The organism is Planococcus sp. ANT_H30 (genome assembly GCF_008369335.1).
GTDB lineage: Bacteria > Bacillota > Bacilli > Bacillales_A > Planococcaceae > Planococcus > Planococcus kocurii.
The window spans coordinates 949,166-975,024 of sequence record NZ_VOBJ01000001.1; the positions used below are offsets into that span (position 1 = coordinate 949,166).

Annotated in this window: 26 protein-coding genes; 5 read left to right on the forward strand and 21 right to left on the reverse strand. The window is 40.3% G+C overall.

Translation table 11 applies throughout. From position 1 onward, the window contains the following. Positions 1–145: 145 nt before the first annotated feature. From FQ085_RS04450 to FQ085_RS04465, 4 genes are read right to left on the reverse strand one after another with little or no spacing between them, the layout of a single operon-like run. Positions 146–595 carry an Lrp/AsnC family transcriptional regulator gene (locus tag FQ085_RS04450; RefSeq protein WP_058384316.1) on the reverse strand — a complete coding sequence of 150 codons (450 nt, stop codon included), beginning with the start codon at positions 593–595 and terminating at the stop codon, positions 146–148. Between the two features lie 50 nt (positions 596–645). Continuing rightward, on the reverse strand, positions 646–1,092 hold the full coding sequence (locus FQ085_RS04455; protein ID WP_149456025.1) for a GNAT family N-acetyltransferase: 447 nt from the start codon (positions 1,090–1,092) through the stop codon (positions 646–648). Positions 1,093–1,146: 54 nt separating this feature from the next. Beyond that, positions 1,147–2,001, reverse strand: coding sequence for a patatin-like phospholipase family protein (locus FQ085_RS04460; protein WP_188074719.1), 855 nt, complete (start codon positions 1,999–2,001; stop codon positions 1,147–1,149). Positions 2,002–2,040: 39 nt separating this feature from the next. After that, positions 2,041–2,718 carry an SOS response-associated peptidase gene (locus FQ085_RS04465; protein WP_058384314.1) on the reverse strand — a complete coding sequence of 226 codons (678 nt, stop codon included), beginning with the start codon at positions 2,716–2,718 and terminating at the stop codon, positions 2,041–2,043. 314 nt (positions 2,719–3,032) lie between these two features. Between FQ085_RS04465 and FQ085_RS04470 the strand changes: the two genes are divergently transcribed. Next, positions 3,033–3,464 carry a hypothetical protein gene (locus FQ085_RS04470; protein ID WP_058384313.1) on the forward strand — a complete coding sequence of 144 codons (432 nt, stop codon included), beginning with the start codon at positions 3,033–3,035 and terminating at the stop codon, positions 3,462–3,464. A gap of 276 nt (positions 3,465–3,740) precedes the next feature. Beyond that, positions 3,741–4,940: an MFS transporter gene (locus FQ085_RS04475; RefSeq protein ID WP_058384312.1), complete on the forward strand. Its 1,200-nt coding sequence runs from the start codon at positions 3,741–3,743 to the stop codon at positions 4,938–4,940. Positions 4,941–4,963: 23 nt separating this feature from the next. Here the strand turns inward: FQ085_RS04475 and FQ085_RS04480 are convergent, their stop codons facing one another. Both FQ085_RS04480 and FQ085_RS04485 read right to left on the reverse strand, forming a co-directional pair. Continuing rightward, a complete protein-coding gene (locus tag FQ085_RS04480) occupies positions 4,964–6,610 on the reverse strand; it encodes an SLC13 family permease (protein WP_058384311.1) in 1,647 nt (548 codons plus the stop codon). A 212-nt stretch (positions 6,611–6,822) separates the two neighbouring features. Further along, the gene (locus FQ085_RS04485; RefSeq protein ID WP_149456027.1) at positions 6,823–7,299 is read right to left on the reverse strand and encodes a metal-dependent hydrolase; all 477 of its coding nucleotides are present in this window, start codon (positions 7,297–7,299) and stop codon (positions 6,823–6,825) included. 235 nt (positions 7,300–7,534) lie between these two features. Between FQ085_RS04485 and FQ085_RS04490 the strand changes: the two genes are divergently transcribed. The 3 genes from FQ085_RS04490 (at position 7,535) to FQ085_RS04500 (ending at position 10,823) form a co-directional block, all read left to right on the forward strand. After that, complete coding sequence (locus FQ085_RS04490; RefSeq protein WP_058384309.1) at positions 7,535–8,164, forward strand: HD domain-containing protein; 630 nt, start codon at positions 7,535–7,537, stop codon at positions 8,162–8,164. Between the two features lie 88 nt (positions 8,165–8,252). Continuing rightward, positions 8,253–9,554, forward strand: coding sequence for a hemolysin family protein (locus FQ085_RS04495; protein ID WP_058384308.1), 1,302 nt, complete (start codon positions 8,253–8,255; stop codon positions 9,552–9,554). A gap of 381 nt (positions 9,555–9,935) precedes the next feature. Further along, positions 9,936–10,823 carry a YihY/virulence factor BrkB family protein gene (locus FQ085_RS04500; protein ID WP_149456028.1) on the forward strand — a complete coding sequence of 296 codons (888 nt, stop codon included), beginning with the start codon at positions 9,936–9,938 and terminating at the stop codon, positions 10,821–10,823. A gap of 59 nt (positions 10,824–10,882) precedes the next feature. Here FQ085_RS04500 and FQ085_RS04505 read toward each other — a convergent pair whose 3' ends face one another. The 15 genes from FQ085_RS04505 to FQ085_RS04575 form a co-directional block, all read right to left on the reverse strand. Then, on the reverse strand, positions 10,883–11,836 hold the full coding sequence (locus FQ085_RS04505; RefSeq protein WP_149456029.1) for a dipeptidase: 954 nt from the start codon (positions 11,834–11,836) through the stop codon (positions 10,883–10,885). Next, positions 11,837–12,559, reverse strand: coding sequence for a gamma-glutamyl-gamma-aminobutyrate hydrolase family protein (locus FQ085_RS04510; protein ID WP_149456030.1), 723 nt, complete (start codon positions 12,557–12,559; stop codon positions 11,837–11,839). It lies immediately after the preceding gene. A 178-nt stretch (positions 12,560–12,737) separates the two neighbouring features. Then, positions 12,738–13,007, reverse strand: a complete 270-nt coding sequence (locus FQ085_RS04515) for a hypothetical protein (protein WP_058384304.1) — start codon at positions 13,005–13,007, stop codon at positions 12,738–12,740. 167 nt (positions 13,008–13,174) lie between these two features. Further along, positions 13,175–14,098, reverse strand: coding sequence for a ribose ABC transporter substrate-binding protein RbsB (gene rbsB / locus FQ085_RS04520; RefSeq protein WP_149456031.1), 924 nt, complete (start codon positions 14,096–14,098; stop codon positions 13,175–13,177). Positions 14,099–14,111: 13 nt separating this feature from the next. Further along, positions 14,112–15,056: an ABC transporter permease subunit gene (locus tag FQ085_RS04525; protein WP_058384302.1), complete on the reverse strand. Its 945-nt coding sequence runs from the start codon at positions 15,054–15,056 to the stop codon at positions 14,112–14,114. Next, positions 15,040–16,539 carry a sugar ABC transporter ATP-binding protein gene (locus FQ085_RS04530; protein ID WP_058384301.1) on the reverse strand — a complete coding sequence of 500 codons (1,500 nt, stop codon included), beginning with the start codon at positions 16,537–16,539 and terminating at the stop codon, positions 15,040–15,042. Before FQ085_RS04530 ends, FQ085_RS04525 begins: the two co-directional genes overlap by 17 nt. Positions 16,540–16,556: 17 nt before the next feature. Further along, positions 16,557–16,943: a D-ribose pyranase gene (rbsD, locus tag FQ085_RS04535; protein WP_058384300.1), complete on the reverse strand. Its 387-nt coding sequence runs from the start codon at positions 16,941–16,943 to the stop codon at positions 16,557–16,559. Next, complete coding sequence (gene rbsK / locus FQ085_RS04540) at positions 16,940–17,821, reverse strand: ribokinase (RefSeq protein WP_058384299.1); 882 nt, start codon at positions 17,819–17,821, stop codon at positions 16,940–16,942. The genes rbsD and rbsK overlap by 4 nt, the downstream gene beginning before the upstream one ends. Then, complete coding sequence (locus FQ085_RS04545) at positions 17,818–18,801, reverse strand: LacI family DNA-binding transcriptional regulator (RefSeq protein ID WP_058384298.1); 984 nt, start codon at positions 18,799–18,801, stop codon at positions 17,818–17,820. Before FQ085_RS04545 ends, rbsK begins: the two co-directional genes overlap by 4 nt. Positions 18,802–19,299: 498 nt before the next feature. Next, on the reverse strand, positions 19,300–20,544 hold the full coding sequence (locus tag FQ085_RS04550; protein WP_058384297.1) for a dicarboxylate/amino acid:cation symporter: 1,245 nt from the start codon (positions 20,542–20,544) through the stop codon (positions 19,300–19,302). A 166-nt stretch (positions 20,545–20,710) separates the two neighbouring features. Beyond that, the gene (locus tag FQ085_RS04555) at positions 20,711–21,076 is read right to left on the reverse strand and encodes a rhodanese-like domain-containing protein (protein ID WP_149456032.1); all 366 of its coding nucleotides are present in this window, start codon (positions 21,074–21,076) and stop codon (positions 20,711–20,713) included. A gap of 60 nt (positions 21,077–21,136) precedes the next feature. Then, positions 21,137–22,540 (reverse strand): MBL fold metallo-hydrolase, encoded by a 1,404-nt coding sequence (locus FQ085_RS04560; protein ID WP_149456033.1) that lies wholly within the window; start codon positions 22,538–22,540, stop codon positions 21,137–21,139. A gap of 226 nt (positions 22,541–22,766) precedes the next feature. Further along, the gene (locus tag FQ085_RS04565) at positions 22,767–23,852 is read right to left on the reverse strand and encodes a CaiB/BaiF CoA transferase family protein (RefSeq protein ID WP_149456034.1); all 1,086 of its coding nucleotides are present in this window, start codon (positions 23,850–23,852) and stop codon (positions 22,767–22,769) included. A 30-nt stretch (positions 23,853–23,882) separates the two neighbouring features. Continuing rightward, positions 23,883–25,031 carry an acyl-CoA dehydrogenase family protein gene (locus FQ085_RS04570; RefSeq protein WP_149456146.1) on the reverse strand — a complete coding sequence of 383 codons (1,149 nt, stop codon included), beginning with the start codon at positions 25,029–25,031 and terminating at the stop codon, positions 23,883–23,885. Between the two features lie 36 nt (positions 25,032–25,067). Further along, positions 25,068–25,841, reverse strand: a complete 774-nt coding sequence (locus FQ085_RS04575) for an enoyl-CoA hydratase/isomerase family protein (RefSeq protein WP_149456035.1) — start codon at positions 25,839–25,841, stop codon at positions 25,068–25,070. Positions 25,842–25,859 lie beyond the last annotated feature (18 nt).

The window sequence follows — 25,859 nt, forward strand, 5'->3', positions numbered from 1 at the left end:
TTATTTAACTTTAGTAAATGTTGAATACTTTCGATTATAAAGTATAAGTTTACTTATTTCCATATAAATAACAGAACATTCTCGCGATAATTAGTTTCTTCTACTAAAAAAATAAGATTCTGCAGCTTAATATAGCTGCAGAATCTTATAATTTCATTCCTGTACGACTTTTAAATCGTCGGAGGAGAATATGACTTTCGACTCGCGTGATTCCTTCGAGCGCATATAGTTCTTCGTTAATGAATTTTTCAAGGCCAGCAAAATCGTCAACTAGCACATGCATATGAAGAGTGGATGGTCCTGTCATCTGATAGCAACTCGCGACACTTGGATTGTCTGCTAAAGCTTGAGCGACTTCCACCAAAGAAGCCGGTTCGCAGTCTACTTCAAAAAATCCAGAAACTTTTTTGCCGACTTTTTCACTATTGATTACCACTGTAAAACTTTCGATAACTCCCGCCTCCGTTAACTGGTGAACCCTTTCACGAATCGCAACACGGGATAAATTTAATTCTTTACCGATATCTACGTATGACATCCGGCCATTGCCGGTCAGTAACGCCAATATCTTTCGATCAATGTCATCTAATCTCATAAATACACCTCAAGCTTTTATTTTAGAATTTGATTATCGTATTTTTGCATTTAATTGCTCAAGCTAAATTGTGTGCAATAAATACCGGGTGCTACTTCAATTAGCCGTTTTTCTTGAAAACCAAACGCTTGATAAAGAGCAATTGCCGGTTTGTTTGCAGTACCGGTACTAACGATGAATTCATATCCCCGGTAGTTTCTCAATACATATTCGATTAATTGTTTAGCAACACCCTTTCGGAAATAACAAGGGGCAACAACTAGCCGGTGGATATCGATCAGTCCTTCTTCGACCCGATAAGAAATGACTCCTTGTAATTGCTCTTCGTTGAATCCGATAAATATTTCCGTACTGTGTTGGATTTCCAAAATTGGTTCATGGAGCTGTGGAATTCCATAAAAGCCCATCATTTCAGCTTCTATACGGTAAGCCTGCTGTTGGATTTGCTGAATATTTTTAGCAATTTGTTCATCTTGATGATTTAGTTTGCAAATCATAAATCAATCACCTCAACTAATTTTACCACGATGTGTTTTCCAAAATTGCAAAAGTTATTTTTGAAGAAAAGAAAGTATTTCATTGAATTTGTCAGTCGCATCTTGATAGCCTTGATTGTACAAAATTTCGAGCTTTTTAGGATCTCGTTCGATGCCTTTGATCTTATACAAGTTAAAGGGTCTGATGACTAAAGCCAAACCTTCACTTTCCAACTTCTCAATAAATTCCATCGTTTCGTTATAATACAGGTGCCGATTTTCCATTGTCTTTGCAATAGCAGGATACTTGCGGACAAACGATGGTAGAATTCTCGCAAATCGACTCTTTTTTTTTCGATAGCCCTTTTCTCTAGTTAAGATAATGATTGGTTTGGTCACCCCATCTGATAGTGCTTTACGAATTGGAAGTGGGTCCGCAATACCGCCGTCCATCAATAGTTTACCGTCAAACTTTACTGGCTGCGACATTAAAGGCAAAGAACTAGAAGCTCTGACGATTGTCAACACATCTTCGGGTCGACGTTGCTTTTCAAAATATACCGCTTTTCCTGTCTGACAATCTGTGGTACCTACTACAAATTCTTCTGTTGAAGTGTAAAACCCGTCGTAATCGAAAGGCACTAAACTGTTTGGAATTTTATCAAAAATCAGATCCATGCCAAAAAGCTCACGTTTAGTCAGCAAGTTCTTAATTGAAATATATTCGGGGTGGTTCACATAGCCAATGGTCACTTCCCGGTTACGACCGGTTTGTCTAGAGACGTAAGAAGATGCATGGCAAGCACCTGCCGAGACCCCAATGACGTAATCCACAAAAATTTCTTCTTCTAGTAGCTTTTCAAGCACTCCCCCAGTATAAACGCCGCGCATTCCGCCACCTTCTAATACCAAGCCACTCTTCATTGTTATTCCCCCTTTGACTAGTTGGATCAGTAAAGGTTCCCTGATTCAGCCAACTTTTTCAATCAATTCGGGTTTATTGTTCTTCGGAGAATTGACCTCTTCAGAGACACGGTACGCCTCCATATCTTCAGCTCGGTAAGGTTTCAACAAGTTCTTTAATATCTCAATATCTTCCACATGTGGGTCTAACCAAGTTTTTTCGTCTTCTTTTGATAAAATAACAGGCATTCGATCATGAATAGATTCCATTAAAGCATTTGAACTTGTCGTTATGATCGAGCAGCTATTGATGGTTTTGTTATCAGGTCCTGTCCACGATTCCCAAATAGCTGCAAAAGCAAAAGGTTCTCCAGTTTTTAATTTGATTCGCATTGGAATTTTTTCTGCGCCCGCGCGCTGCCATTCATAAAAGGAATCTGCCACTACCAAACAGCGTCTTTTTTTAAAAGCATTGCGAAAACTAGGTTTTTCCGCTACCGTTTCTGCCCGGGCATTGATCATCTTATAACCAATTTTCGCGTCTTTTGCCCATGAAGGAATCAGCCCCCAGCGGAGTTCACCAAGGCGATTTTTGTCTCCATCATTGATGATTGATAGGACTTGTTGCGAAGGTGCTACATTATAGCTTTTTGAATAGCTATGTTGATCAATTTTTGACGTTTCAATAGTAAAACGCTCAATTAATACTGCGTAATCAGTGAACAGCGAGTATCTTCCACACATCTCAATCGCTCCTTCCTCTGTTTATCATTTACTATAAATATAACAGAAAATTCACTCTTTTATCCTTTTTGTCTTTTACGAGGATAAAATTCAGACAACTTATGACATATTAAGATTGTAACACTATTCACTTTTCTAGTTTTTTCGTCCTGCTCTGGCTTGACTTTTAGTACCGCTCTTTATCCCTTTAAATCGATAGCCCTGAGCCTTTGCACTCTCTTAGACTCAAAATCAACGGAAAATTCGTTAAGGTCCCTTAAATGGCTAAATAGTGTTATAATAGAAGAACAACGAGTTATATTAGGAGGAATCACATGGCTACTGCACGCGAAATGAGTCTCGTCAACAAGGATTTTCTGGTTGAAGAATTAGGGCTGAAACAACAAGGAAACTCAACTATCTTTATGAATGAAGATTGTTTTGTACTGTCCCCGTCTGTTCAGCGATATGAAAAGGGATTTGACGTCAGTGAATTCAATTTGGCGAAGTTCGATCCGGAACGTCAACAAGGCTTTTTGCTCGTACGGTACATGGATACCTTTTTAATGGCGAAACTTGAAAGCTTCACTAAAAAGATGATGCTTCCTGAACTTCAAATTAAAAAGAAAAATACCAAACCCCATTGGAAATTCACAGTTGCTGAAAATCCGGCCTATCATATCGTTAATACCCAGAACAAAGAATTGCGCTACCGTTTGCAAGAACCTACAAAAAAACAAGTTCTTTCTTTCTTCAATAAACTATAAAATTTTCCCGCTGCCTTTGTGCATGCGGGTTTTTTGTTCCATTATGATGAGAAAGTTTACTTTTGTAATTGTTTATTTTGTTGAAATTTAACGTAAAGTCTCTATTTCTCCTCCTCGCTCTCGTTGTGAAATATCAACTTTCACATCTATCTAACTGAAAAAGTAAAATCTTTCGATAAACTTATGTAGAATAGAAAACAATGAAGCCTCTTCACTCTTAAGTCATTTCTTTGATTTACTTAAGACAAAAAAGTGAGTATCGATTGGACGTGACCTATGGATTCGCAACGCTATACTGTTAAAGACCGTCAGTTTTGGAAAATCATCCTCAGTCTTCTGTTTGCTTCTTTATTTATTTTTGCGAACATGTACGCTGTACAGCCCTTGCTTCCGGTTTTTGTAGAAGAATTTCAAGTTCCGGTCTCTACGGCTAGCTTGTCTTTATCACTAACCATTATCGGCTTAATACTTGGACTCATTATTCTCGGATTTTTTTCTGATCGTAACGGTAGAAAATCGTATATCATTTATTCTTTACTCGGTTCAGCCATTCCTTTTTTCGTCATTCCTTTGACCGATTCATTTTCTATCCTGCTAATTCTTCGTTTTATCCAAGGCTTTGCGCTGGCAGGTGTTCCTGCTGCAGCACTTGCTTATATCAGCGAGGAAATCGATAGAAAAAATATTGCCTATGCCACTGCTCTTTATATTTCTAGTAACGCGCTCGGCGGGATGTTGGGACGGTTTTTAACGGGCTTCCTAACTGACCATTTCTCGTGGCAAATTTCCTTTTATGCTTTTGCCGTGACGGGACTTTTCATATTCGTTGTTGTCCTTTATTTACTGCCGCCATCACGAAATTTTAACTCTAGCCAAGTAAGCTTTGCAAAAGATATAGAAGGCTTCTTGTTTCACTTAAAAAATCCTGCACTACTCATCGTCTTCGGTCTTGGTACAATTTTGCAAATTTCCTTTACGGGTATTTGGACGTACTTACCTTTTTATTTAGAGGCGCCTCCCTTTACAATGTCGCTACAGGCCATATCCTATTTGTTTTTTGCGTATGGGATTGGTGTTATCGGTTCACCAATAGCTGGTCGAGTTGCTGAAAAGTTTGGCTTGCGCAATGTTCGTTTAGCAGGCGTGTTTATTTTATCAGTTGGAATTTTTATGACACTTAGTCCATACCTTTGGATGATTGTTGTCGGCCTTTGCGTAACTTGCCTTGGATTTTTTACCTCTCACTCTTTAACTGCTGCTTCTGTAAGTCAACAAGCAACTCACCATAAAGGCAGTGCTTCTAGTTTGTATTTAGTAGCTTACTACACGGGTGTCGCAGCCGGAAGTTCCCTATTAAGTCCTTTATGGACCTCTGGTGGTTGGACAGGTCTTGTTCTTTTTACCGCCATTTTGCCACTTCTTTACATAGCAGCTGTTGCATTTTACAGAAAAAAAGCAGGCTCTACCGGAAGGTAAGCCTGCTTTTACTATGAATAATGCTATTTTAGAAATTCATCTGGAATCGTTAGTAAGTCAATGCCCCAAACCAGCGGCAAGAAATAGAATACGGCGAGTCCAACAAAGAAAATGCCAAAGATATTAAGCGCAAGTCCAGCTTTAGCCATATCTGAAATCTTCAAATAGCCGGAGCCAAAAACGACTGCGTTCGGTGGTGTTGCAACTGGCAACATAAATGCACAAGATGCTGCAACGGCCGCAGTGACCATCAATGCATACGGATGAATGCTAAGAGCTACTGAAAGTGATGCCATAATTGGGAACATCATCGAAGCCGTCGCCGTGTTTGAAGTGATCTCAGTCAGGAATAACACAAGAGCCGCTACGACCAACACAATGACTAAAACATTCACACCTTGCAGTCCAATCAATTGGTTTCCAATCCATTCAGAAAGACCTGAATTGGTAAATCCAGCAGCGATAGCTAACCCTCCACCAAATAACAACAAAATGCCCCAAGGCAACTTGACTGCTGTCGCCCAGTCTAACAAATTATCACCTTTTCTATTCTTGGATGGAATAATGAACAAAATCATTGCGGCGATTAAACCGACCATCGCATCTGTCATTTCCAGGTTGGGTGCAAAAGCATCGAGAACAAACGAACGACTAATCCAAGCAAGCGCTACTGCTACGAAAACCACAAAGACTGCTTTTTCTTCATAAGAAGCTACGCCTAAGTCTTTTTTCTGTTGGCGGATTACTTCGCTTCCTCCTGGTAAATGCTTCAACTTTTGCGGATAAGCCACTTTCACTAGATAAACCCAAGCAACTAAAATAAAAATCCACGCCAGTGGTACACCAAATAGCATCCACTGAGCAAAAGTAATCTCAATCCCGTAAATTTCATTGATTGCCCCTGCTAAAAGTGTATTTGGTGGCGTTCCGATTAATGTCGCAATCCCGCCAAGTGAAGCAGAATAAGCAATTCCAAGCATCAGTGCTTTACCAAAACCAAAATTTTCTTTTGAGGTATCAATTGAAGCGTCATCTTTCAGCGCTTCTGATACTTGATAGATAATGGCCAAACCGATGGGTACCATCATCATGGCCGTCGCTGTATTGGAAATCCACATGGATAAGAAACCAGTAGCCACCATAAAGCCAAGAATGATGCGTTCTGTGTTTGTACCAATGACTGAAATAATCGTTAAGGCAATTCGCTTATGCAAATCCCATTTTTCCATTGTCAAAGCAATCATAAAGCCACCCATGAAAAGAAAAATTGTATCATTGCCATATGCCGAAGTTGTAGCGCTTACATCAAGCCCGTTGGTCATTGGAAAAAGAATAATGGGCAGAAGCGATGTTGCGGGAATCGGAATAGCTTCCGTAATCCACCAAGTCGCAATCCAAATAGTACTAGCCAGTATCGCTCTCGCTTCAGGCGGTAGTCCTTCAGGATTAAAAAAAAGCAAAGTTAAAAGAAATAGCAGCGGACCGAGAAACAAGCCAATTAACTGAGGTGTATTATAGCTGCGGTTTTTCTTACGTTCATCGTAAGATCCGGCATCTTCTGCCCGGTCACGATCATCAGGAATACCTGCTCCTGGGTTGGTAAAAAGACGAAATGTATCTTTGGCCTGATCATGCTTTTCCCACATCCAATTCCATGTTGCAGCAATCATACAATCCCTCCATTTTTTTCAGAATTTGTTGAATATTTATTCCTGTAATTGTATAGTTTTCTATCAATAGAAACAAGGTTAAAAACTAAGATAACTCTATTTTCCGCTAAAAAATTCCAAAAAAGAGAAGACGATTTAAAATCGTCTTCCCTCAACTCCTATATTGCTATCAATTTTTGCTTTTATATCCCTAAGGCCTAAAAGTGAAACACTTAGAGCGCAAGAAGAACACCGTATCCAAAGTACACCGTCAGAAGAGACAGAAGAGCGAAAACCAAAGATTCAGAAGCGCCTCCTGTAGTAGCGGTTATTGGAAAACGAACCGTCCACTTGAATGGAAAAAAGAATTTAACGCCTCTTTTCGTTGCCATATCCAATACAATATGACTGATCATTCCTACTAACAATCCTGCTGAAATAGCTTCAACCGGCATGAATTTGCTTAGTAACCATGCGATTAGTGCCAGAAACAATAAACTATGCGTAAATGTACGGTGACCAAAAAGACCATTGATTATTTTTGAAAGAACAGGCAGGCTTCGTCCGATTTTGCTCCCGCCATGACAAATGTCTGGAATCACTGCCCCAAGCACACCTGCTCCTACTAAAAGAACTGGTTCATAGTTCGTAATTTGTGCAAAAGCAAGACTTGCTGTTATGCCACCGATAATATGTGTTTTACCCGTCATGCTTTTTTTCTCCTTTGTCGTGCTTTTTCAGTATCATTTTTATTATACTAAAAATCGTGTATGCTGAAGATAGGAAAATTACCTATGTATAGGAATTCATCCCTGTTAAATGAAAGAACGCGACTTTTCTACATCGCTTTGGGCATGGCTCTGGCAAGAAGGCTGGTTTGCGGAATATCGACAAGTGGCAATCATTAGTTCAACCTATATAGTTGTTTTTAGAGGAGGCGTTTTTATGGGAATTCATCGTTTTTTTACTTCATTGAATGATTTGGAACGAATTATTCGGGCACCTGGAATGTTTAAGTTTGAAGAACATAATGTTGCAGCACATTCCTGGAAAGTCAGTCAGTATGCTATGTTTTTTGCAACAATCGAAGAACGTTCCGGTCAAGAAATTGATTGGAAATCATTGTATGAGAAAACAATCAATCACGATTTCGCAGAGGTGTTTATTGGTGATATTAAAACACCTGTCAAATACGCATCTCCCGAATTAAAAGAAATGATTGCGAAAGTGGAGGAAGGCATGATGGAGAAATTTATCCTTCGTGAGATTCCAGAAGAATTCCGCGATGTCTTTTTCGACCGTATGAAAGAAGGAAAAGACGCAACGATTGAAGGACGTTTGCTGGAGATGGCAGATAAACTCGATCAATTTTACGAAGCTTTTGCAGAGTTAAAACGCGGGAATACCGACAAGGAGTTTGTTGTTATGTATCGAATTGCTTTGACTAAACTGCTCGGCCTGCCGCTACCTACGAGTGTTGGCTATTTTAAAAATGTTATGCTAGATGATGTAATTAATGAGGATACAGCCATTGATGTGAAAGAACTCACGCGTCAGATCATTGCTGAGCATTAAGCTTTACTCTATATTTAACGGTAAAATTATGGTAAATTTAACTTCAACAACTACTTTCGGAGGTGAATCCCTTATTTAAGGGAATTTATTGGACCCCATACTTATATTGAATCTAGCTTTACTCGTCTTACTAATCGCGTTAACGGCTGTTTTTGTCGGCTCGGAATTTGCCGTCGTTAAAGTCCGGATGTCGCGCATCGACCAATTGATTGATGAAGGAAACAAAAAAGCCGTACTGGTCAAAAAAATAACCAGTGATCTTGATTATTATTTGTCAGCTTGTCAGCTTGGTATCACTGTTACCGCTCTTGGATTAGGCTGGTTAGGGAAACCTACTGTTGAACGGCTCTTGCTGCCTTTGTTCGAAATGCTCGATGTTCCTTCTTCCGCTTCTACTGTCATTTCATTTTTTATCGCTTTCTCGCTTGTGACATTTTTGCACGTTGTCATCGGGGAAATGGCTCCAAAATCGCTAGCGCTTCAATTTGCTGAACGCATGACGCTATTATTATCACCTTTTCTCTATTGGTTTGGTAAAATCATGTATCCGTTTATTTTCATTCTGAATGGCTCTGCTCGTATTCTGTTACGGATTTTTGGTGTGGAACCTGCCAAAGAAGATCAAGCTCATTCAGAGGAAGAGTTGAAAATTATTATGGCTCAAAGCTTCCAAAGTGGGGAAATCAATCAAACTGAATTGTCTTATATGCAAAATATTTTTGCTTTTGATGAACGCAGTGCAAAAGATGTGATGATTCCTCGCACTCAGATGATTGCCTTTTCAGATGACTTATCAGCTGAGGAACTTCTAGCTGAAATCCGTGACCATCGTTTTACACGTTATCCTATCGCAAAAGACGGAGACAAAGACGATTTAATTGGATTTATCAATGCGAAAGAAGTGTTGACGCATTATGCTGTTAACGGGCATTTTGAAATGTTGGAACTTATTCACGATCTCCCTTATTTCCATGAAACAACACCGCTTCAAAATGCCTTAGTAAGAATGCAAAAAGATCGCACGCATATCGCTCTTGTCATCGATGAATATGGTGGGACTTCTGGTTTGATTACAATGGAAGATATACTAGAGGAAATTGTCGGAGAAATCCGAGATGAGTTTGATGAAGAAGAAGATGAGGAAATTATTAAGGAAAGCGAGACACGCTATCTTCTAAACGGACGCGTCCTGTTAAAAGATTTGGAAGAACGTTTCGATTTTGAGTTTGAAGACAGCGAAGATATTGATACGATTGCGGGATGGATACAACATCAGCTAATTGAAGCTGAGACTGGTGATCGCTTTGTAAAAAAAGGTTGTCAATGGTCTATTGTTGAAATGGAGAATCACCATATCTTAAAAGTCGCCTGTGATCTATTGCCGAAATAAGCTTTAAGGAGCTGTCTCAAAAGTCATTTTCATGACTTTTGGGACAGCTCTTTTTTGCATTTGTGAGAAAAGGCTGATGTCCATTCCGACGATTGCTACTCCAGGACCTCGATGAAATTTCGGGATTGTGGCATTGATCCACAATCTCCTGAAAGTAGCCGGCATCCGCCAACTGCTTTCAGGGCACTCACTCTAAAAAAAGAAGAAGAAAAAAATTCTTTTTCTTCTTCTTTTTTTAGGGACTTATGGGACAGTTCCTTTTTTTCGGACTAAATGATTTGTCGTGGCTTTGTAATTATTCTTTTATTACTATTTAAGGGTTAATGTATTCTTTAATAGGGCATATACAAAGTAACTAATTTTTTAAATGGAGGGCGTCATATGAGTAAAGCTATGGGATTTGTTAAAGAGCTCGGCAATGAATTCAAAAAAGATAACGCGACAACATTAGCTGCAGCACAAGCTTATTATTATTTACTAGCCATTGTTCCTTTGTTGATTTTGCTGCTGGCAATTTTGCCTTATCTGCAAATTGATCCACAACGTGCCGTAGATTTCATCGGTACCATACTACCAGGAGAAGTGGCTTCTACATTCCAAGATACAATTGTGAGTGTGGTCACTACGCCATCAGGTGGCTTGTTGACATTTGGTATACTGGGTACGCTTTGGTCTGCGTCGAATGCGCTGTCTGCTTTTATTAATGCTACCAACCAAGCTTATGGCATTGAAGAAACGCGTTCGTTTATCAAATTGAAAGCAACAGCTATTGTGTTAACACTAGGCATGCTAATTGCGGTCATCGTTGCACTTATTTTACCTATCTTCGGTGGTACGATTATCGATATGATTAAATCGTTCTTTAATCTTCCTGAACAAACTGAAATCATTTTCCAAGTTTTACGTTGGGTCATTTCGATCGCAGTCATGAGTATGGTTTTGGCATTCATGTACAAATTTGCTCCCGATAAAAACTTTCCGTTTAAAGAAGTTATTATCGGCGCTGTCATCGCAACTGTTTTATGGCAAGTCGTGTCATTTGGCTTCTCCATCTATGTGTCAAACTTCGGCAGTTATTCCGCGACTTATGGCAGCCTTGGAGGACTCATTGTCTTGATGCTGTGGTTCTTCTTGACCGGTCTAATTTTAGTCATTGGCGCTGAAATAAACGCAATTTTGCATAGACGTCGACTAGCTGCTTCACCTGAAGCCGTCGCACAAGGTGAGGCTTCTATCGAAAATACGGAATCCTCTATGAATAAATATTAAAAAAATCCCTTTCGCATTTATGTGAAAGGGATTACTTATGTGACCATCGTTTTATAGATTTAAATTCCGGGACGGTGTTCAAGAAAATTCCGATACATAAAGCCTTCTACTTCTGTAGCTGTATAGTGTTTTTGTAGCGCGTCAATCAGGTTAGGAAATTCGGATGCATTATTAAGATCTGTAATGTACGAGGAAATTCCGTCAAAGTCTGATCCAATGCCCACTTGGCGAACTCCACCAAGCGAACAAAGATGATCGATATGACGAATCAAATCCGGTATTGTCGCTTGATCACTGTCTTTGTTAATAAACTGCGGACAAAACACGACATCGATCATTCCATTATTTTTGAACATCGCTCGAATTTGCTCGTCATTCAAATTGCGCGGATGATCGCAAAGAGCACGGGCGTTCGAGTGGCTGGCAATTGGATATTTTGCTAGTTCCATCACGTCCCAAAATCCATTTATGGATAAATGAGAAACATCAGTAAAAACATGCTGTTCATTATTGAGAAGAACTACTTCTTTTCCTAGCACTGTTAAACCTGCACCACGTGGATCGCCAACTCCATCAGCACATAGGTTGGCGTTGTTCCAAGTCAACCCTACTGACAGCACACCTAACCGGTAAAGATGGCGAAGTTTTGCCAAGTCGTTACCAAACGCATCCGCTCCCTCAAGCGTCAAAACCGCGCCAATTTCATCATCTTTTAGCCACTCGATGTCTTGCCAATTCTTGATGTGCTTCATCAATGGATTTCCTTCAAGGATTTCACTATAAAAAAGATCGATTTGTTCGAGTGCATGCTGCCATTTTTCATCAGATGGAAAGTCTGGATGAACAAAAACAGCAAAAAACTGTACTTTTACACCTCCCGCTTTGAGCCGGTTGAAATTGGTATCCAGTAAATCTGAATGTTGGTAGTCTAACAACTCTCCGTTAAATAATGCGTTTCGTTTTGCTACCTGCAGCTTTAGAAGCGCATCACAATGTGTATCGAAAATTTGCATCTATTCATCTCCTTCTTCTCGGCATGCTTCGATAAATCCGTTGAAAATTCCGAGCGATGCTGAGTCTGCAACTCTTGCCATATTTTCAGGATGCCATTGCACTCCTAAAACAAAGAGGTGCTGTGTGCTTTCAATCGCTTCTACAATGCCATCAATCGACACCCCACTAATGATCAGAGGCTTAGGTACCAGTCGATTTGCCTGATGATGGCGGCTATTCACTTTTAACCGCCGCATCCCTGTTAATCGGTGCAGAAGCGTGCTTTCTCCGACCTCAACAAAATGAGAGCCGTGAAACCGTGGTGCTCTTTGCTGGTGTTGCACCAAATCTGCTGTTACTTGTGTAGAGATGTCCTGATACATATCGCCACCCACAGCAATATTTATTACTTGAGCTCCTCGACATACGCCTAATATGGGTTTGTTTAACGCCATTACTTTTTTGGCTAACGCTAATTCAAATGCATCACGAGACGGAATGATGACACCTAGGTTTGGATGTGGCTCTTCACCAAATACGGTTGGGTCAATGTCGTAGCCTCCTGCCAAAAACAAGCCATCAATATGTTCAGCAATTTCGTCAATGTCCGCTTTTTCCGTTAAGTGACAAAGCATGAATGGCAGACCTCCCGCCGCTAAAATTGCTTCAGTGTCAGCAATTTCGATACCATATTCATCCCGCCCTAGTTCAAGAGACGCGGTAAGACCAATAATTGGTTTCATTTATGTATACCCCCTCAAAAAACTGAATAGATTAAACATACAGACTTTCACTGTAGAATACTAGAAATTCGTTTATCAACATTCGTTTGAACAATCAGCAAAAAACCTGCATGAGCTTTGACTCTTGCAGATTCCCACTATTTATATGCATATTTTCTAGTCGTTTTTTGTTCCACAGTCATCCACCCATTTGCAATTTTGTTGTATAAATTAGCCGCTCTCCAACAAACATGCGGCATTGGACTCTACACAAACTAGTACTAAGCGATACTTTAATATCCTCGTATTCACCGTCTTCATTTTTCACTTTTCCAACTAATCGAGAAGTGAAATACAAGCCGACCTGCTCATCCTGTAAAACACCATCGACAAACAATTTTTCATTGGTCCATGTATTGATGACGCAAATTGTATGTTCCCTGTACTTCACTGTCCATACATGTTTCATCTACTGACCCCCCATACTGCTTTTAACACTAGTATAACAGAAGTCTGAATAGTCAGTCGCCAAACATATTGCAGTAACCCTTTACGGTAATTTCTACATACAAAAAGCTGTAGCTTTCTCAAATGATTCGAGAAAGCTACAGCTTAGTGACAACCAGTAATGGTTGGTTATTTGATCAATTCCAACTCAACTGGAATGGATGCTTCTACTTCTTTACCATCAAGTGATTGAACAGCCGCTTCAACAGCCATTTCACCAATCATTCCAGGTTTTTGTGCAACTGTTCCAGCAAGACGGCCTTCTTCCACCGCTTTTACAGCATCTTCTGTAGCATCAAATCCAACTACGGCAATATCTTTTCCTGAAGCTTCTATTGCCTGAAGAGCACCTAAGGCCATTTCATCATTATGAGTAAACACTCCCGTAATGTCCGGGTTTGCTTGAAGAAGATTTTCCATGACGGATAAGCCTTCAGCACGGTTAAAGTTCGCGGTTTGCTTAGCCACAATATCCAACTTGTCTGCAGCGATGTTGTTAAAGCCTTCTCCGCGCTCACGTGCAGCTGAAGATCCTGGAACTCCTTCAAGTTCCGCAACTTTAGCGCCTTCGCCTACAATTGAAATAAGATGTTCTGCCGCCATTTCTCCACCCGCAATATTATCTGACGCAATGTGAGAAACGACTTCTCCACCCGCAGCACTACGGTCAACCGTAACGACTGGAATGTTTGCAGCATTGGCTGATTCAACTGCAGCTGCAACCGCTTCAGAATCAACCGGATTGATCATGATTAAATCTACCTCTTGCTGGATTAAATCTTCTACGTCACTTGCTTGTTTTGAAGCATTGTCTTGTGCATCTACTACAGTTAATGTTGCACCTAATTCTTTCGCTTTTGCTTCTGCACCTTCATTCAATGTAACAAAGAATGGGTTGTTCAACGTTGAAATAGAAAAACCGATTGTGTAATCACCGTTTGCTTCGCCGCTGTCATCGCTTTCCTCATCAGAACTTGATCCCGGAGCATCCATTGAACAAGCCGCCAAAATTATCATTACCATTAACATGAACCCCAATTGCAATTTTTTCATTTTCCTACACCCCTTATGCTGTTTTTTTACGGTCCAGAAGAACCGCTAATAATATGACTGCACCCTTCACCACTTGTTGGAAGAAGGAAGTAACCCCGATAAGATTTAAGCCATTATTCAGTACCCCAATGATCAAGGCACCAATTAATGTACCCACAATCCATCCACGACCGCCTGTCAGACTTGTTCCACCAAGTACTACAGCTGCGATGGCATCAAGTTCAAACATCTCGCCAGCAGTCGGCTGAGCCGAATTCAACCGTGACGTTAAAATGAGCGAAGCGAGTGCTGCGAGTAACCCAAGCAGTGAGTAGACGTAAATTTTTATCCGATCTGCATTGATCCCCGATAAAATGGATGCTTCTTCGTTGCCACCTACTGCATAAACACGACGACCAAACGTTGTCTTTTTCAAGATGAAATACAAGATCCCAAAACTAACAATCATGGTTACTACTGGAATGGGAATTCCAAGGAAATATCCTTTACCCAGCATTTGGAAAGTTAAGCTATCGCCTAAGCCTGAAATTGGACGACCATCCGTGTATACCAATGTCAGTCCACGATAAATAGTCATCGTTGCTAACGTAGCGATAAATGGTGCAACTTTTCCTTTCGCAATAATAATTCCGTTAATTGCTCCAAGAACAGCACCAAGCAAAAGTCCGAGTAACATGGCGAAAATCGGATCGATTCCACTGGCCATCATTCCTGCTGTTACGGCACCCGTTAATGCAAGAGTCGAACCAACAGATAAATCGATGCCTCCTGTCAAAATAACAAAAGTCATTCCGAAAGCAATCAGCGCGTTAATGGATACTTGTCGGAGCACATTCATTAAATTGGATACAGATAAAAAGTCTGGATTTAAAATCGTGATAATTACCATAATAAGAATTAACCCAATAAATGGTGCTACCTTTTGAATTATGGATTGATGATTAGTCTTCAACTGCAAGTTTTCCACCTCCTGTAGCAAAATGCATGATTCGTTCTTGTGTCATTTCATGTTTGGATAAATCCGCTGTTATTTTGCCTTCATGCATGACTAAGACGCGATCAGCCATGCCGATGACTTCTGGCAACTCTGAAGAAATCATTAAAATCGCGACACCTCGTTCAGCTAGCTCATTGATAATCGAATAGATTTCTTTTTTCGCACCAATATCAACGCCGCGTGTTGGCTCATCTAAAATCAGCAGTTGCGGTTCAATGCCTAGCCATTTTGCAATCACTACTTTTTGCTGATTTCCACCACTTAACGATTTTGCGGCTTGGTTAGGTCCTGAGGTTCGGATTCTAAGACGTTTGACCATAGAATCATAAAGTTTACGTTCTTTGTCTTTGGAAATTAATCCGTTTTTGGAGATGGCTCCAAAATTGGTCATGCTCACGTTTTCTTCCACAGAAAAATCGACAACGAGTCCTTCTGATTTCCGATCTTCCGTTACATAACCAATACCCATTTCCTTTGCTTTTTTAGGTGTATCAAGCTTCACTTTTTTGCCGTCGAATTCAATGTCACCACGCTCAAATTTCTTATAACCGAACAGCGCCTGTGCCACTTCTGTACGACCTGCTCCCATAAGTCCAGCAATTGATAATACTTCACCTTTTCGCAGTTCAAAGGAAATATCTTCAAAGCATCCTTTTCGACACAAACCTTTTACAGCTAGCTTAATTTCTCCAAGTTCTGATCTCCGCTCTGGAAAACGTTCTCCAAGTTCGCGACCAACCATCATTTGGACAACTTCATCAAATGTAGTTTCACTAATTTTCCGCTCTCCAACAAACTCACCATCGCGCAAAATCGTAATTCGGTCACATAGTGAGAATATTTCTTCCATACGATGAGAAATATAAATAAAAGATACCCCACGTTTTTGAAGTTCACGAATCGTCTTAAACAAACTCTCGATTTCACGATCAGTTAATGCTGCAGTAGGTTCATCCATAATAATGACTTCTGCATCCACCGATAACGCTTTCGCAATTTCTACAATTTGCTGCTTTCCAACTGATAGTGTACTTGCCGGGTCAGCTGGATTAATATCCAATCCAAGGTCTAGCAGGATTTGGTGTGTCTTCTTTTCCATCTGTTTGTTTTTTAATATTCCTGTCCGGCCGATTGTTTCTTCGCGCCCAAGAAATAAATTATCTGAAATCGACAGATGAGGCAGAATGTTCAGCTCTTGATGAATTACCGCAATGCCTGCATTCTCTGCCTGCTTTGGTGAAGTGAAATTGACTTGCTGCCCTTTTACTTCAACCGTGCCTGAATCCCGCGTGTAAATTCCAGACATCACTTTCATCAAGGTTGACTTGCCTGCGCCGTTCTCGCCCATCAGCGCATGAATTTCACCTTTTTCTAAAGAAAAATGAACATTCTTCAATACTTTATTGCCATTAAACGATTTGGAGATATCCGTCATAGTAATCATCGTAGTCACCTGCCTTTTTAAAAAATAACGCCAGAGCGAAGGACAATATTGGCATACGGTGTCGCTTCTCCTGTGCGGATAATCAATTTTGCCTGGTTACTGAGAACTTTCAATTCTTCATGCGTAATATAATCAGCTTTTAACTTCTTCATAATTTCTTGCTCTACTTGGGGATTAGCGTTAGTTATTTCCCGCGCAATAAATGCAGCTTCTGCCTCAAAGTCTGCAAGAACAGCGTCCAATATCGTTAAAAATGCCGGTTCCCCTACTTTATAAGACAAATCGATGCATAAAACTCCTTTTGGAATGGGTAAACCACAATCACCAATCACCAGCAAATCAGTGTGCCCAAAAAGAGCCAATGCACCCGCTATGTCACGATTGATCATGCCGTGCTTTTTCATGAACGCTCACCTGTCATCCGCGCTTCGACAGCTGCTCGATTCGGCATACCGCCTTGTGCACCAAATTTTTCTACCGATAAAGATGCCGCAGCATTAGCAAAACGGACCGCTTCTTCAAACCCCTGGCCTTCTACTAATGCCGCACCTAGTGCACCATTGAATGTATCACCCGCTCCAGTGGTATCAACTGCTTTAGTAGAAAAACCTTTAACTAGGACATGCTTTTGTCCGTCATAAAACTGTGCGCCTTTTTGTCCAAGTGTGACGACAAGACGGTTTGGATATTCTTCCAGCGCCTTTTCCCAATTGTCACCAAAAATTTCTTCTGCTTCTGTTTCGTTTGGCGTTAGGTAGGTGCAATATGGTAGGAAATCAGCTGTAAATCCACTTGCAGGAGCTGGATTTAAAATACTCGGTACGCCATGTTGATGACAAATTTTTAATGTCTGCTGAATAACAGGAATCGGCGTTTCTAATTGCATAATAACCAAATCACTAGCCGCTAGTTGTTCAGTAAAAGCGACTATCTCTTCAGCTGTTACACTGTGATTGGCCCCTGGTACAACGATAATACGATTGTCTCCTTCGGATAGGAGAATATTGGCGATACCACTGGCACCATCGATTCGTTTGATTGATTCAACCTGAATCCCTTCGCTCTCAAGTCCAGCTACTAGTTCGGTCCCAAATGCATCTTGTCCGACTGCGCCTATCATCTGGACCTCATTGCCTAACCTTGCAGCTGCTACAGCTTGGTTTGCTCCTTTGCCACCTGGTACTGTCGTGTACAAAGTTCCTAGAGTTGTTTCACCTTGCTTTGGAAAGCGGTCTGTTTGAACGACCAAATCCATATTAATACTGCCAACTACAGTAATCATTCCACCACGCTCCTTGTTGTTCCTCGAATGACTAACTTCACCGGAACTTCATAAAAATTTTGTTCGATCTTCTTATTTTCAATGCGTTTAATCAAAACACGCGTTGCAACTGCACCCATTTTATAAACGTCTTGTGCGACCGTAGTCAATCCTGGTGATAACATCGCTCCCATTGCAACTCCATCAAAACCGACAATTTGCAATTCGTCGGGTACATGCTTTCCAGCAGTTCCTGCTGCTTTTAAAGCACCAGCTGCTGAAACGTCGCTACTGGCAAAAATTCCATCAATTAGCGGATTTTCTTGGAGTATGCGTTCAACAATTTTTTGTGAATCTGCAAAATGAAAAGGACATGTAACAACTTGATACCGCACATTCGAACGTTGAATGGCTTCCATAAATCCTTCATAACGATCGTTCGCCGGATTTAACTTCTCTGGACCTCTAAGAAATAGGATGTGTTTGCATCCCCTTTCTAACAGTGCATTCGTTCCCATGATTGCGCCTTCTTTGTTATTTGAAGAGACCGTTGGTATTTTCTCATTAATTGTTCGATCTAATGCCACAATTGGTACATTGGCGTTCGCATAATGCGGAGCATCTAGTTGGTTAGAAGTTACGATAAATCCAGCAATGTATTTTTTCTTTAATGTCTCAATGTAGTTTTTTTCTTTTTCGGGATCTTCGTCTGAATTGCATAACACGACTGTATAGCCATAGGTTAACGCAACGTCTTCAACTGCTCGTGCAAGTTCCGGAAAAAAAGGATTGGTGATATCTGGCAAAATCAAACCAATCAGATTTGATTTTTTCGTGTTCAATGAGCGTGCAATCGGGTTCAGTTCGTATTTCAGCTCTTCTACTGCAACAGTTACCGCTTGAGCAGCTTCTGTACTGACATAACCGCTGTTGTTTAAAAACCGTGAAACTGTCGCTACTGAAACTCCTGCTTTTTTCGCAACGTCTTTGATAGTAGTCATGCAAAACGACTCCGTTCTTGTACCAATGTGTAACCGGTTACACATACTATATAATGGAGCGATTTTCTTGTCAATGTGAACATTTTCCATCTATCCAATCAAGAGCAATTGAATGCTACATACTTTTATCTACTCATGAAAAACGGGCTGTCTCAAAAGCTTATGAACAATGACTTGTGAGTCTAGCTCTTTTGTATGCGACAGAATCGGAGAATATTTACGGATGCTTTCCGTAGCAAAGGCCAACACAATTTTTGAAGATGAATAAGTGACACAAAATTGACGTAGAAAGTGTCTTCCGTCCGATCAAGGACAATCGAACTTTCCGGATATTTCACCTAAGAACCTTGAAAAGTGCACACCGAGTTCAGTAGTGTAACAGTGGCCCCTATTTTACATTCTCCATGAAAATTCAAAAAACAGACAGAGAAAAAGGAACTCCTTTTTTCTGTCTGTTTTATTTTAGAGGTTTATGAGACAGCCTCTGTCCTTCTTATATTAAGCATTCATGTTTTTTGTTCGTAACTCTCTATTCTTTTCAGTTTCTGCTACATAAACTGCACAGGCAGCGTCTCCTGAAATGTTAATTGCGGTACGCGTCATATCCAATAGACGGTCAATTCCGATTACTAAACCAATACCAGCAGGTGGAAGTCCAACACTGCTCAACACCATGGCAAGCATAATCAAGCCGACACCTGGAACCCCTGCCGTACCAATACTCGCTAACACAGCAGTTAATACGACCGTGACAAGATCCATCGTGGACAGTTCAACTCCGTATGCTTGTGCGATGAACATTGTTGCAACCCCTTGCATTATAGCTGTTCCATCCATATTGATGGTAGCACCTAGAGGTTGAACAAACGAACTAACAGACTTGGGCACACCTAATTTATCTTGAGCCACTTCCATCGAAATCGGCAAAGTTGCTGTACTACTCGATGTACTAAAGCCTACACTCATTGCTGGGGCGAAGTTTTTGAAAAACCAAATCGGGTTTTTCTTTGCTAAAAACTTAATCGTTCCTCCGTAAGTGAAGATTGCATGCACGAAAAGTGCAGCTAAAATCACCAACATATAAGATCCCATCGCTTTCATCGCTGAAAACCCTTGAGATCCAACCGCCGTAGCGATCAAACCAAATGTACCGTAAGGAGCAAATTTCATCACGACGCCAACTAAGTACATCATGACATCGTTGCCTTGTTCAAACAAATGGACAAGTCCTTTGGTCTTTTCGCCAAGAGCCGTCAATGCCAGTCCGATAAACACAGCAAAAACAATAATCTGCAGCATATTGCCTTCTCCTAAAGCCGCAATCGGATTGGTCGGAATCATGTCCAATAAAGTCTCACCAACTGAAGGCGCTTTTGTTACTTCAAACTCAGCAGAGGACAGATCAAAGTCTCCTGCAAGCCCAGGCTGAATAACAGCCGCTAATGATAGTCCTATAATAATCGCAATGGTAGTTGTCACCAAGAAATAAGAAACTGTTTTAATCCCAATACGCCCTAATTTGGCAGGGTCTCCAAGACCAGCCGTTCCGAGTATAATAGAAAACAAGACAAGTGGTACAACGAGCATATTAATCAAACTTAAAAATATTTGGCCGAGTGGCACAAATAAATAGGTATTTATTGCTTCAAATGATCCCGGTGTGAATAGGTTTATCAACAAACCAACGATCGCCCCAAGGATAAGTCCAGTCAACACTTTTACAGTCAATCCAGGTTTTTTCATCCATTTCCCTCTTTCATATCTAGACGTAAAAACTATTTTATAGGAAAGTACACAGTCCGCACAACTTTTAAGTAATTCACCGAATATACAGTTTCTTAAAACGAAATTATTATTTTGAAATACAAAAAAACTATGTAAATTAAGGTACATTTACATAGTTTTCGAATTAACAACATGCCGTTTGCATCTTGTCTTTTCCTATTAAACTATAACTCGTTACGTGGAATCCCCTTTGATGAAGCAGACGAGTCGCCAAGTTTTTCTCTAGTTGGTTTTCTGCAATCAAATGGATAGATTTTTTCGGTATTTCTCGATAACCTCTTGTGAAATAGGATATAGGAAGATTAAAGGCTCCAGAAACCAATTCTTTATCGGATACGTTATAGGCGCGGACATCCAACAAAGCACAAGAGTCAGCGTCAATTTGATCCAGCTGCTCTTGTTTTATTCCGTGGACCGGCATGTGTCTTTTATAGACACTGTAGGCTACCATGGAAACTGGCAACCCAATCAGCAGTGCACTTGTTATCATTTCATCGCTCCTTTTTCACAAGTTAATCTTATGATTTTTAATTTCTCTCAAACTTCATAGCTAAACCGATAGTTCTTCTTTCCACTTTGAATAGCCACCTGAAAGGTTAACCAAATCATCAAAACCATTTGCTTTAAGAAGACTTGTAGCAATCGCTGAACGCGCTCCAGACTGACATTGTACAATAATGGTTTTACTTGCCGGAACTTCATCCAATCGTTTTTTTAATGTACCGATCATAATGTGATTGGCTCCTTCAATATGACCTTCATCGTACTCAGATTGATTTCGAACATCCAGCACATTGGCTTTGCCGTCTTTGATCATTTCTTTCGCTTGTTCAGGAGACACGCTCTTATATGATTCTAGTTCTCCCGCTTCTTCAATTAGCTTCGAAACATCTCCGTAGCTAATTTCTCCGTCAATACCGACAGAGCGCAATACCCCAACCACTTGTTCTAATGACTCCGGATTTAATAGCAGGTAAAGCGGCTTGTTGTAATCCACGATCCACCCAGCCCAATTGGCAAATGATTGATTGAACGGAATGTTAATCGTTCCAGGAATATAGCCATTGCCGAATAGAGCAGAAGCACGTAAATCAACAACTTGCTGTCCATCCGCAATTAGTTTCTTCAACTCATCTGCAGACCCAATCACTTGTGGTTTTGGTAAATCTTTCATTAACTCTACACCTGTTTTATTCACTGATTTCATCACAGCGAAGTAAGCAGGTGGTTCAGGTTGACCATCCAATAATTCTGTTTGGAACGCTTCAAGTTCGTCGTATTGCAATGCCCAGTTAAACATTTTCTCATAACCTACAGTAGTAGAAGGTACGGCGCCAAGCGCTTTCCCACATGCACTTCCTGCACCATGAGCTGGCCACACTTGAAGATAATCTGGTAGTTTTTTAAAGCGCTCAAGTGATTCGAACATATCTTTAGCGCCTGCTTTAGAAGTTCCTTCGACACCTGCAGCTTTTTCAAGTAAATCTGGTCGACCAACGTCTCCTACAAACACAAAGTCTCCAGTGAAAATACCCATTGCTTTATCTGCCGAACCACCGCGGTCCGTTAGTAAAAATGAAATACTTTCTGGTGTATGGCCCGGGGTGTGCATCACTTCAAAAATCAAATTCCCGATTTTAAACTGATCGCCACCTTTTACTAATTGGTGATGTAAATGATCGATATTTTGATATTTCCAATCTGCATCACCTTCGTCAGACAGATATAATTTTGCACCAAAACGATTTTCAAGTTCACGTGAACCTGAAACAAAGTCCGCATGGATATGTGTTTCAAGAGCACCGACAATATTCAAGTTTTCTTTTGCAGCAAGCTCTTCGTAAGCACTTATATCGCGCATTGGATCTACTACTACTGCTTCTCCTGTTGCCTGGCAGCCTACTACATATGAAGCGTGCGCTAAATTATCATCGTAGAAATATCTTAATAACATATCATCAATTCCCTTCAATCATTTTATAAACTCAATATACCACCAGGGGTATATAAAGTAAAATATTCTGCTTATGGAGAAGATTTGACAATCCCCTAAAGCTTTAAAATGGTCTCTAGCCTGAACTCTTTGAACTTAAACGCCTTTACATATAAAAAAACCATTAGTAGGAACAAATAGAGACCCTATTTGTTCCTACTAATGATCTGATTGGAGGAATAATCTTTCAAAAGAATTCACGATTATTTGCGCCTGCCCTTAATCCAATATGTTTATATTCTGGAGTGAAAACCGATGATTTGATTGGACAAGCAATTTGTTTTTGAAATCCGTTTTGTAAATCTGGTACATCTACGAACATCTCTCGCTCCATCGAATGCGGGTGATGCATTACTTCTTCTAATGTCAGTACGGGTTCTACACATGCTTCAATTTCACCGAAAATCTCGTTCCACTCTTTAAATGTCTTGTTTAAAAATGATTCTTTTACAGCTTGTTTAAAGTCAGCGATGTCGTTTGGTTTTTGGCTCATAGACAGTTCAATTAAATCTGTTCGACCTAGCCCTTCACATAATAGAATACGGAATTTCAGTTCTAGGCTACCGACTGAAACGTATCGATTGTCTTTAGTTTTGAAATACCCATAAAATGTACCGCCGTTTAATAGCATTTTTTCGGGTGCCGGTTTTTCTCCATCCACCAAATAAGGAGCAGCCGCTATAGCGTTTAATGACATACTACAATCTGTCATGCTAATATCCAGTGATTGCCCTTCACCGGTTCTTTCGCGGTAGATAAAAGCAGATAAAATACCAATCGCCGCATGCAAAGAGCCTCCTGCAATATCTGCAATTTGCGTTCCGACATTTGCCGGTCCGTCCCGTTCCGTACCTGAATAACTTGCTAGTCCAGCGATCGACACATAGTTAATATCATGACCAGGACGATCACGGTATGGACCTGTTTGACCAAACCCTGTTAACGAACAGTAAATGACTCTAGGATTTATTTTTTTTAATTGCTCATAACCTAGACCTAGCCTGTCCATTACACCAGGTCGAAATTGTTCTAATACAATATCGTACTCTTTTACAAGTTCTTTGAGTTTTTCGATTGAAGTTTCGTCTTTTAAGTTTAACGCAATTGATTTTTTAGAACGATTGAGGTAGTTTTCCATTGATGTTAATTTTTCTTCTGTCGGTCGTTGCACATGCAAAACTTCAGCGCCTAAATCTGCTAACATCAATGTCGCAAATGGACCTGGCAATAACGTTGAAAAATCGAGTATTTTTAAATTGTTTAAAAGTCCCATATACCTCTTCCTTTGCTAATAAATTGACGTTTATTTTATTCCTAAGTTTTTAGCAATAATTACTTTCATGATTTCGTTTGTACCGGCATAAATAGATGTCACTGCCACATCACGATAACGTCTTGCAATCTCGTATTCTTCTGTATAACCATATCCGCTGTGCAATTGCATACATTCAATGGCAACTTTTTGCGCTAAATCCGTGGTCCACCATTTTGCCATCGATACTTCTGTCACGATATCTGTTCCAGCCATATGATTTTCAATCAATTTATCGACGAAAGCACGACCAATTTGCAGCTCTGAACTGAGTTCAGCCAACTTAAATTGCGTGTTTTGAAATTGACTAACTCTTTTTCCAAAAGCTTTTCTTTGCTTCACGTAATCCATCGTAATGTCTAACATTCTTTCGATCGACGCTATACTCGAAATAGAAATAATCAATCTTTCTTGCTGTAGTTTTTGCATTAAGTACAAGAAGCCTTTTCCTTCTTCACCTAATAGATGACTGCTAGGTACACGGACGTCATTAAAAATTAACTCACTTGTATCATTTGCATGTTGTCCTACTTTTTCTAGCTGTTTACCTTTTGTAAATCCAGCTGTACCAGCTTCTACCACAATTAAACTAATTCCTGTGTGGCCTGGCTCTGCAGTTGGATCTGTTTTGCAAACAACGATTGCGATATCCGCACTATAGCCATTCGTAATAAACGTCTTTTCCCCATTGATGATATAATCATCGCCATCTTTTATCGCCGTTGTTTTAATAGCCGCTAAATCAGAACCTGTATTTGGCTCAGTCATCGCGATACACGAAATAATTTCTCCAGTTAATGATTTCGGCAGCCAACGTTGCTTTTGCTCTTCAGACCCATAAGATTCAATATACGGAATAACGATGTCATTATGGAGTCCAGGTCCCGTTAACCCGGTACCTACTTTTTCAAATTCCTCTATAAACACGGTCGCATAACCAAAGTCAGCATTTGCACCCCCATATTTTTCATCTACTTGAGGGCAAAGAAAACCTTGTTTCCCCATCTTCTCCCAAAAAGATCGTGGCACCATTTTATCTTTTTCCCATTGATCAAAATGAGGAACCGCTTCTTTTTGCAAAAACTTCTTTAATGCATCCCGATACATTTCATGGTCTTCGGTCAGAAAAGATCTCTTCATCATAAAAATTCCTCCCACACTTCTCCACTTATTTTATTAGCGATGCTTGAATACAGGTTTGCGTTTTTCAATAAATGCCGTTATGCCTTCTTTGGCATCTTCTGTCGCAAATAGTTCTTCGAATAATTTCTCTTCTAGCGCCAAACTTTCACTCCATGATTGCTCATCCATCACATTTACAAGCCTCTTGAGTCGAGACAAAGCTTGTAGAGACTGTCTTGCAAATTTTTCAGCGAGTTTCGCTCCTGCTGCTAATCCTTCTCCTTGTGGAACAACCGAATTCACAATTCCTAAACGCTCTGCTTCTGTTGCTGACAGCGAATCACCCGTGAATAATAGTTCTTTTGCTTTAGCAGGACCCACCAATCGAGGTAATCGTTGTGTGCCTCCTGCACCGGGAAGCAAGCTAAGTTTCACTTCAGGCAAACCAATTTGAGCATGTTCTTCTGCTATCCGGATGTCACACGTTAATGCGAGTTCAAGTCCACCGCCAAGTGTATAGCCGTTTAATACAGCAATTGTTGGTTTTGGGAGGTCTTCAATCATGTTAAAAATTTCATGAACTGTAGGTCCTTCCTTGGGCTTGGTAGATGTTCTTTCCGGAAATTCTTTAATGTCTGCTCCTGCAACAAAGGCTTTGTCTCCCCGTCCCGTCAAAATAATCGCAACCACTTCTTCATCTTCTTTTAAAGCAGAAAACACTTTATTTAATTCGCGAATAACCTGCTGATTCAACACGTTCATAGGTGGATTGTCGATAAATACTGTTGCAATTCCAGCATTTTTTTCTACAGATAATAACTGCGTCATGTTATTTATTCCTCCTTC

Coding starts and splice junctions, on each gene's coding strand:
- FQ085_RS04575 (WP_149456035.1), bottom strand. CDS start 25,841: ATGACGCAGTTATTATCTGTAGAAAAAAATGCTGGAATTGCAACAGTA.
- FQ085_RS04515 (WP_058384304.1), bottom strand. CDS start 13,007: ATGAAACATGTATGGACAGTGAAGTACAGGGAACATACAATTTGCGTC.
- rbsD (WP_058384300.1), bottom strand. CDS start 16,943: ATGAAAAAGCACGGCATGATCAATCGTGACATAGCGGGTGCATTGGCT.
- FQ085_RS04555 (WP_149456032.1), bottom strand. CDS start 21,076: ATGATAACAAGTGCACTGCTGATTGGGTTGCCAGTTTCCATGGTAGCC.
- FQ085_RS04490 (WP_058384309.1), top strand. CDS start 7,535: ATGGGAATTCATCGTTTTTTTACTTCATTGAATGATTTGGAACGAATT.
- FQ085_RS04470 (WP_058384313.1), top strand. CDS start 3,033: ATGGCTACTGCACGCGAAATGAGTCTCGTCAACAAGGATTTTCTGGTT.
- rbsB (WP_149456031.1), bottom strand. CDS start 14,098: ATGAAAAAATTGCAATTGGGGTTCATGTTAATGGTAATGATAATTTTG.
- rbsK (WP_058384299.1), bottom strand. CDS start 17,821: ATGATTACTGTAGTTGGCAGTATTAATATGGATTTGGTCGTTCAAACA.
- FQ085_RS04505 (WP_149456029.1), bottom strand. CDS start 11,836: ATGCAAATTTTCGATACACATTGTGATGCGCTTCTAAAGCTGCAGGTA.
- FQ085_RS04485 (WP_149456027.1), bottom strand. CDS start 7,299: ATGACGGGTAAAACACATATTATCGGTGGCATAACAGCAAGTCTTGCT.
- FQ085_RS04545 (WP_058384298.1), bottom strand. CDS start 18,801: ATGACTACTATCAAAGACGTTGCGAAAAAAGCAGGAGTTTCAGTAGCG.
- FQ085_RS04510 (WP_149456030.1), bottom strand. CDS start 12,559: ATGAAACCAATTATTGGTCTTACCGCGTCTCTTGAACTAGGGCGGGAT.
- FQ085_RS04565 (WP_149456034.1), bottom strand. CDS start 23,852: ATGGGACTTTTAAACAATTTAAAAATACTCGATTTTTCAACGTTATTG.
- FQ085_RS04560 (WP_149456033.1), bottom strand. CDS start 22,540: ATGTTATTAAGATATTTCTACGATGATAATTTAGCGCACGCTTCATAT.
- FQ085_RS04500 (WP_149456028.1), top strand. CDS start 9,936: ATGAGTAAAGCTATGGGATTTGTTAAAGAGCTCGGCAATGAATTCAAA.
- FQ085_RS04480 (WP_058384311.1), bottom strand. CDS start 6,610: ATGATTGCTGCAACATGGAATTGGATGTGGGAAAAGCATGATCAGGCC.
- FQ085_RS04475 (WP_058384312.1), top strand. CDS start 3,741: ATGGATTCGCAACGCTATACTGTTAAAGACCGTCAGTTTTGGAAAATC.
- FQ085_RS04550 (WP_058384297.1), bottom strand. CDS start 20,544: ATGAAAAAACCTGGATTGACTGTAAAAGTGTTGACTGGACTTATCCTT.
- FQ085_RS04530 (WP_058384301.1), bottom strand. CDS start 16,539: ATGATTACTATGACGGATATCTCCAAATCGTTTAATGGCAATAAAGTA.
- FQ085_RS04455 (WP_149456025.1), bottom strand. CDS start 1,092: ATGATTTGCAAACTAAATCATCAAGATGAACAAATTGCTAAAAATATT.
- FQ085_RS04465 (WP_058384314.1), bottom strand. CDS start 2,718: ATGTGTGGAAGATACTCGCTGTTCACTGATTACGCAGTATTAATTGAG.
- FQ085_RS04570 (WP_149456146.1), bottom strand. CDS start 25,031: ATGAAGAGATCTTTTCTGACCGAAGACCATGAAATGTATCGGGATGCA.
- FQ085_RS04450 (WP_058384316.1), bottom strand. CDS start 595: ATGAGATTAGATGACATTGATCGAAAGATATTGGCGTTACTGACCGGC.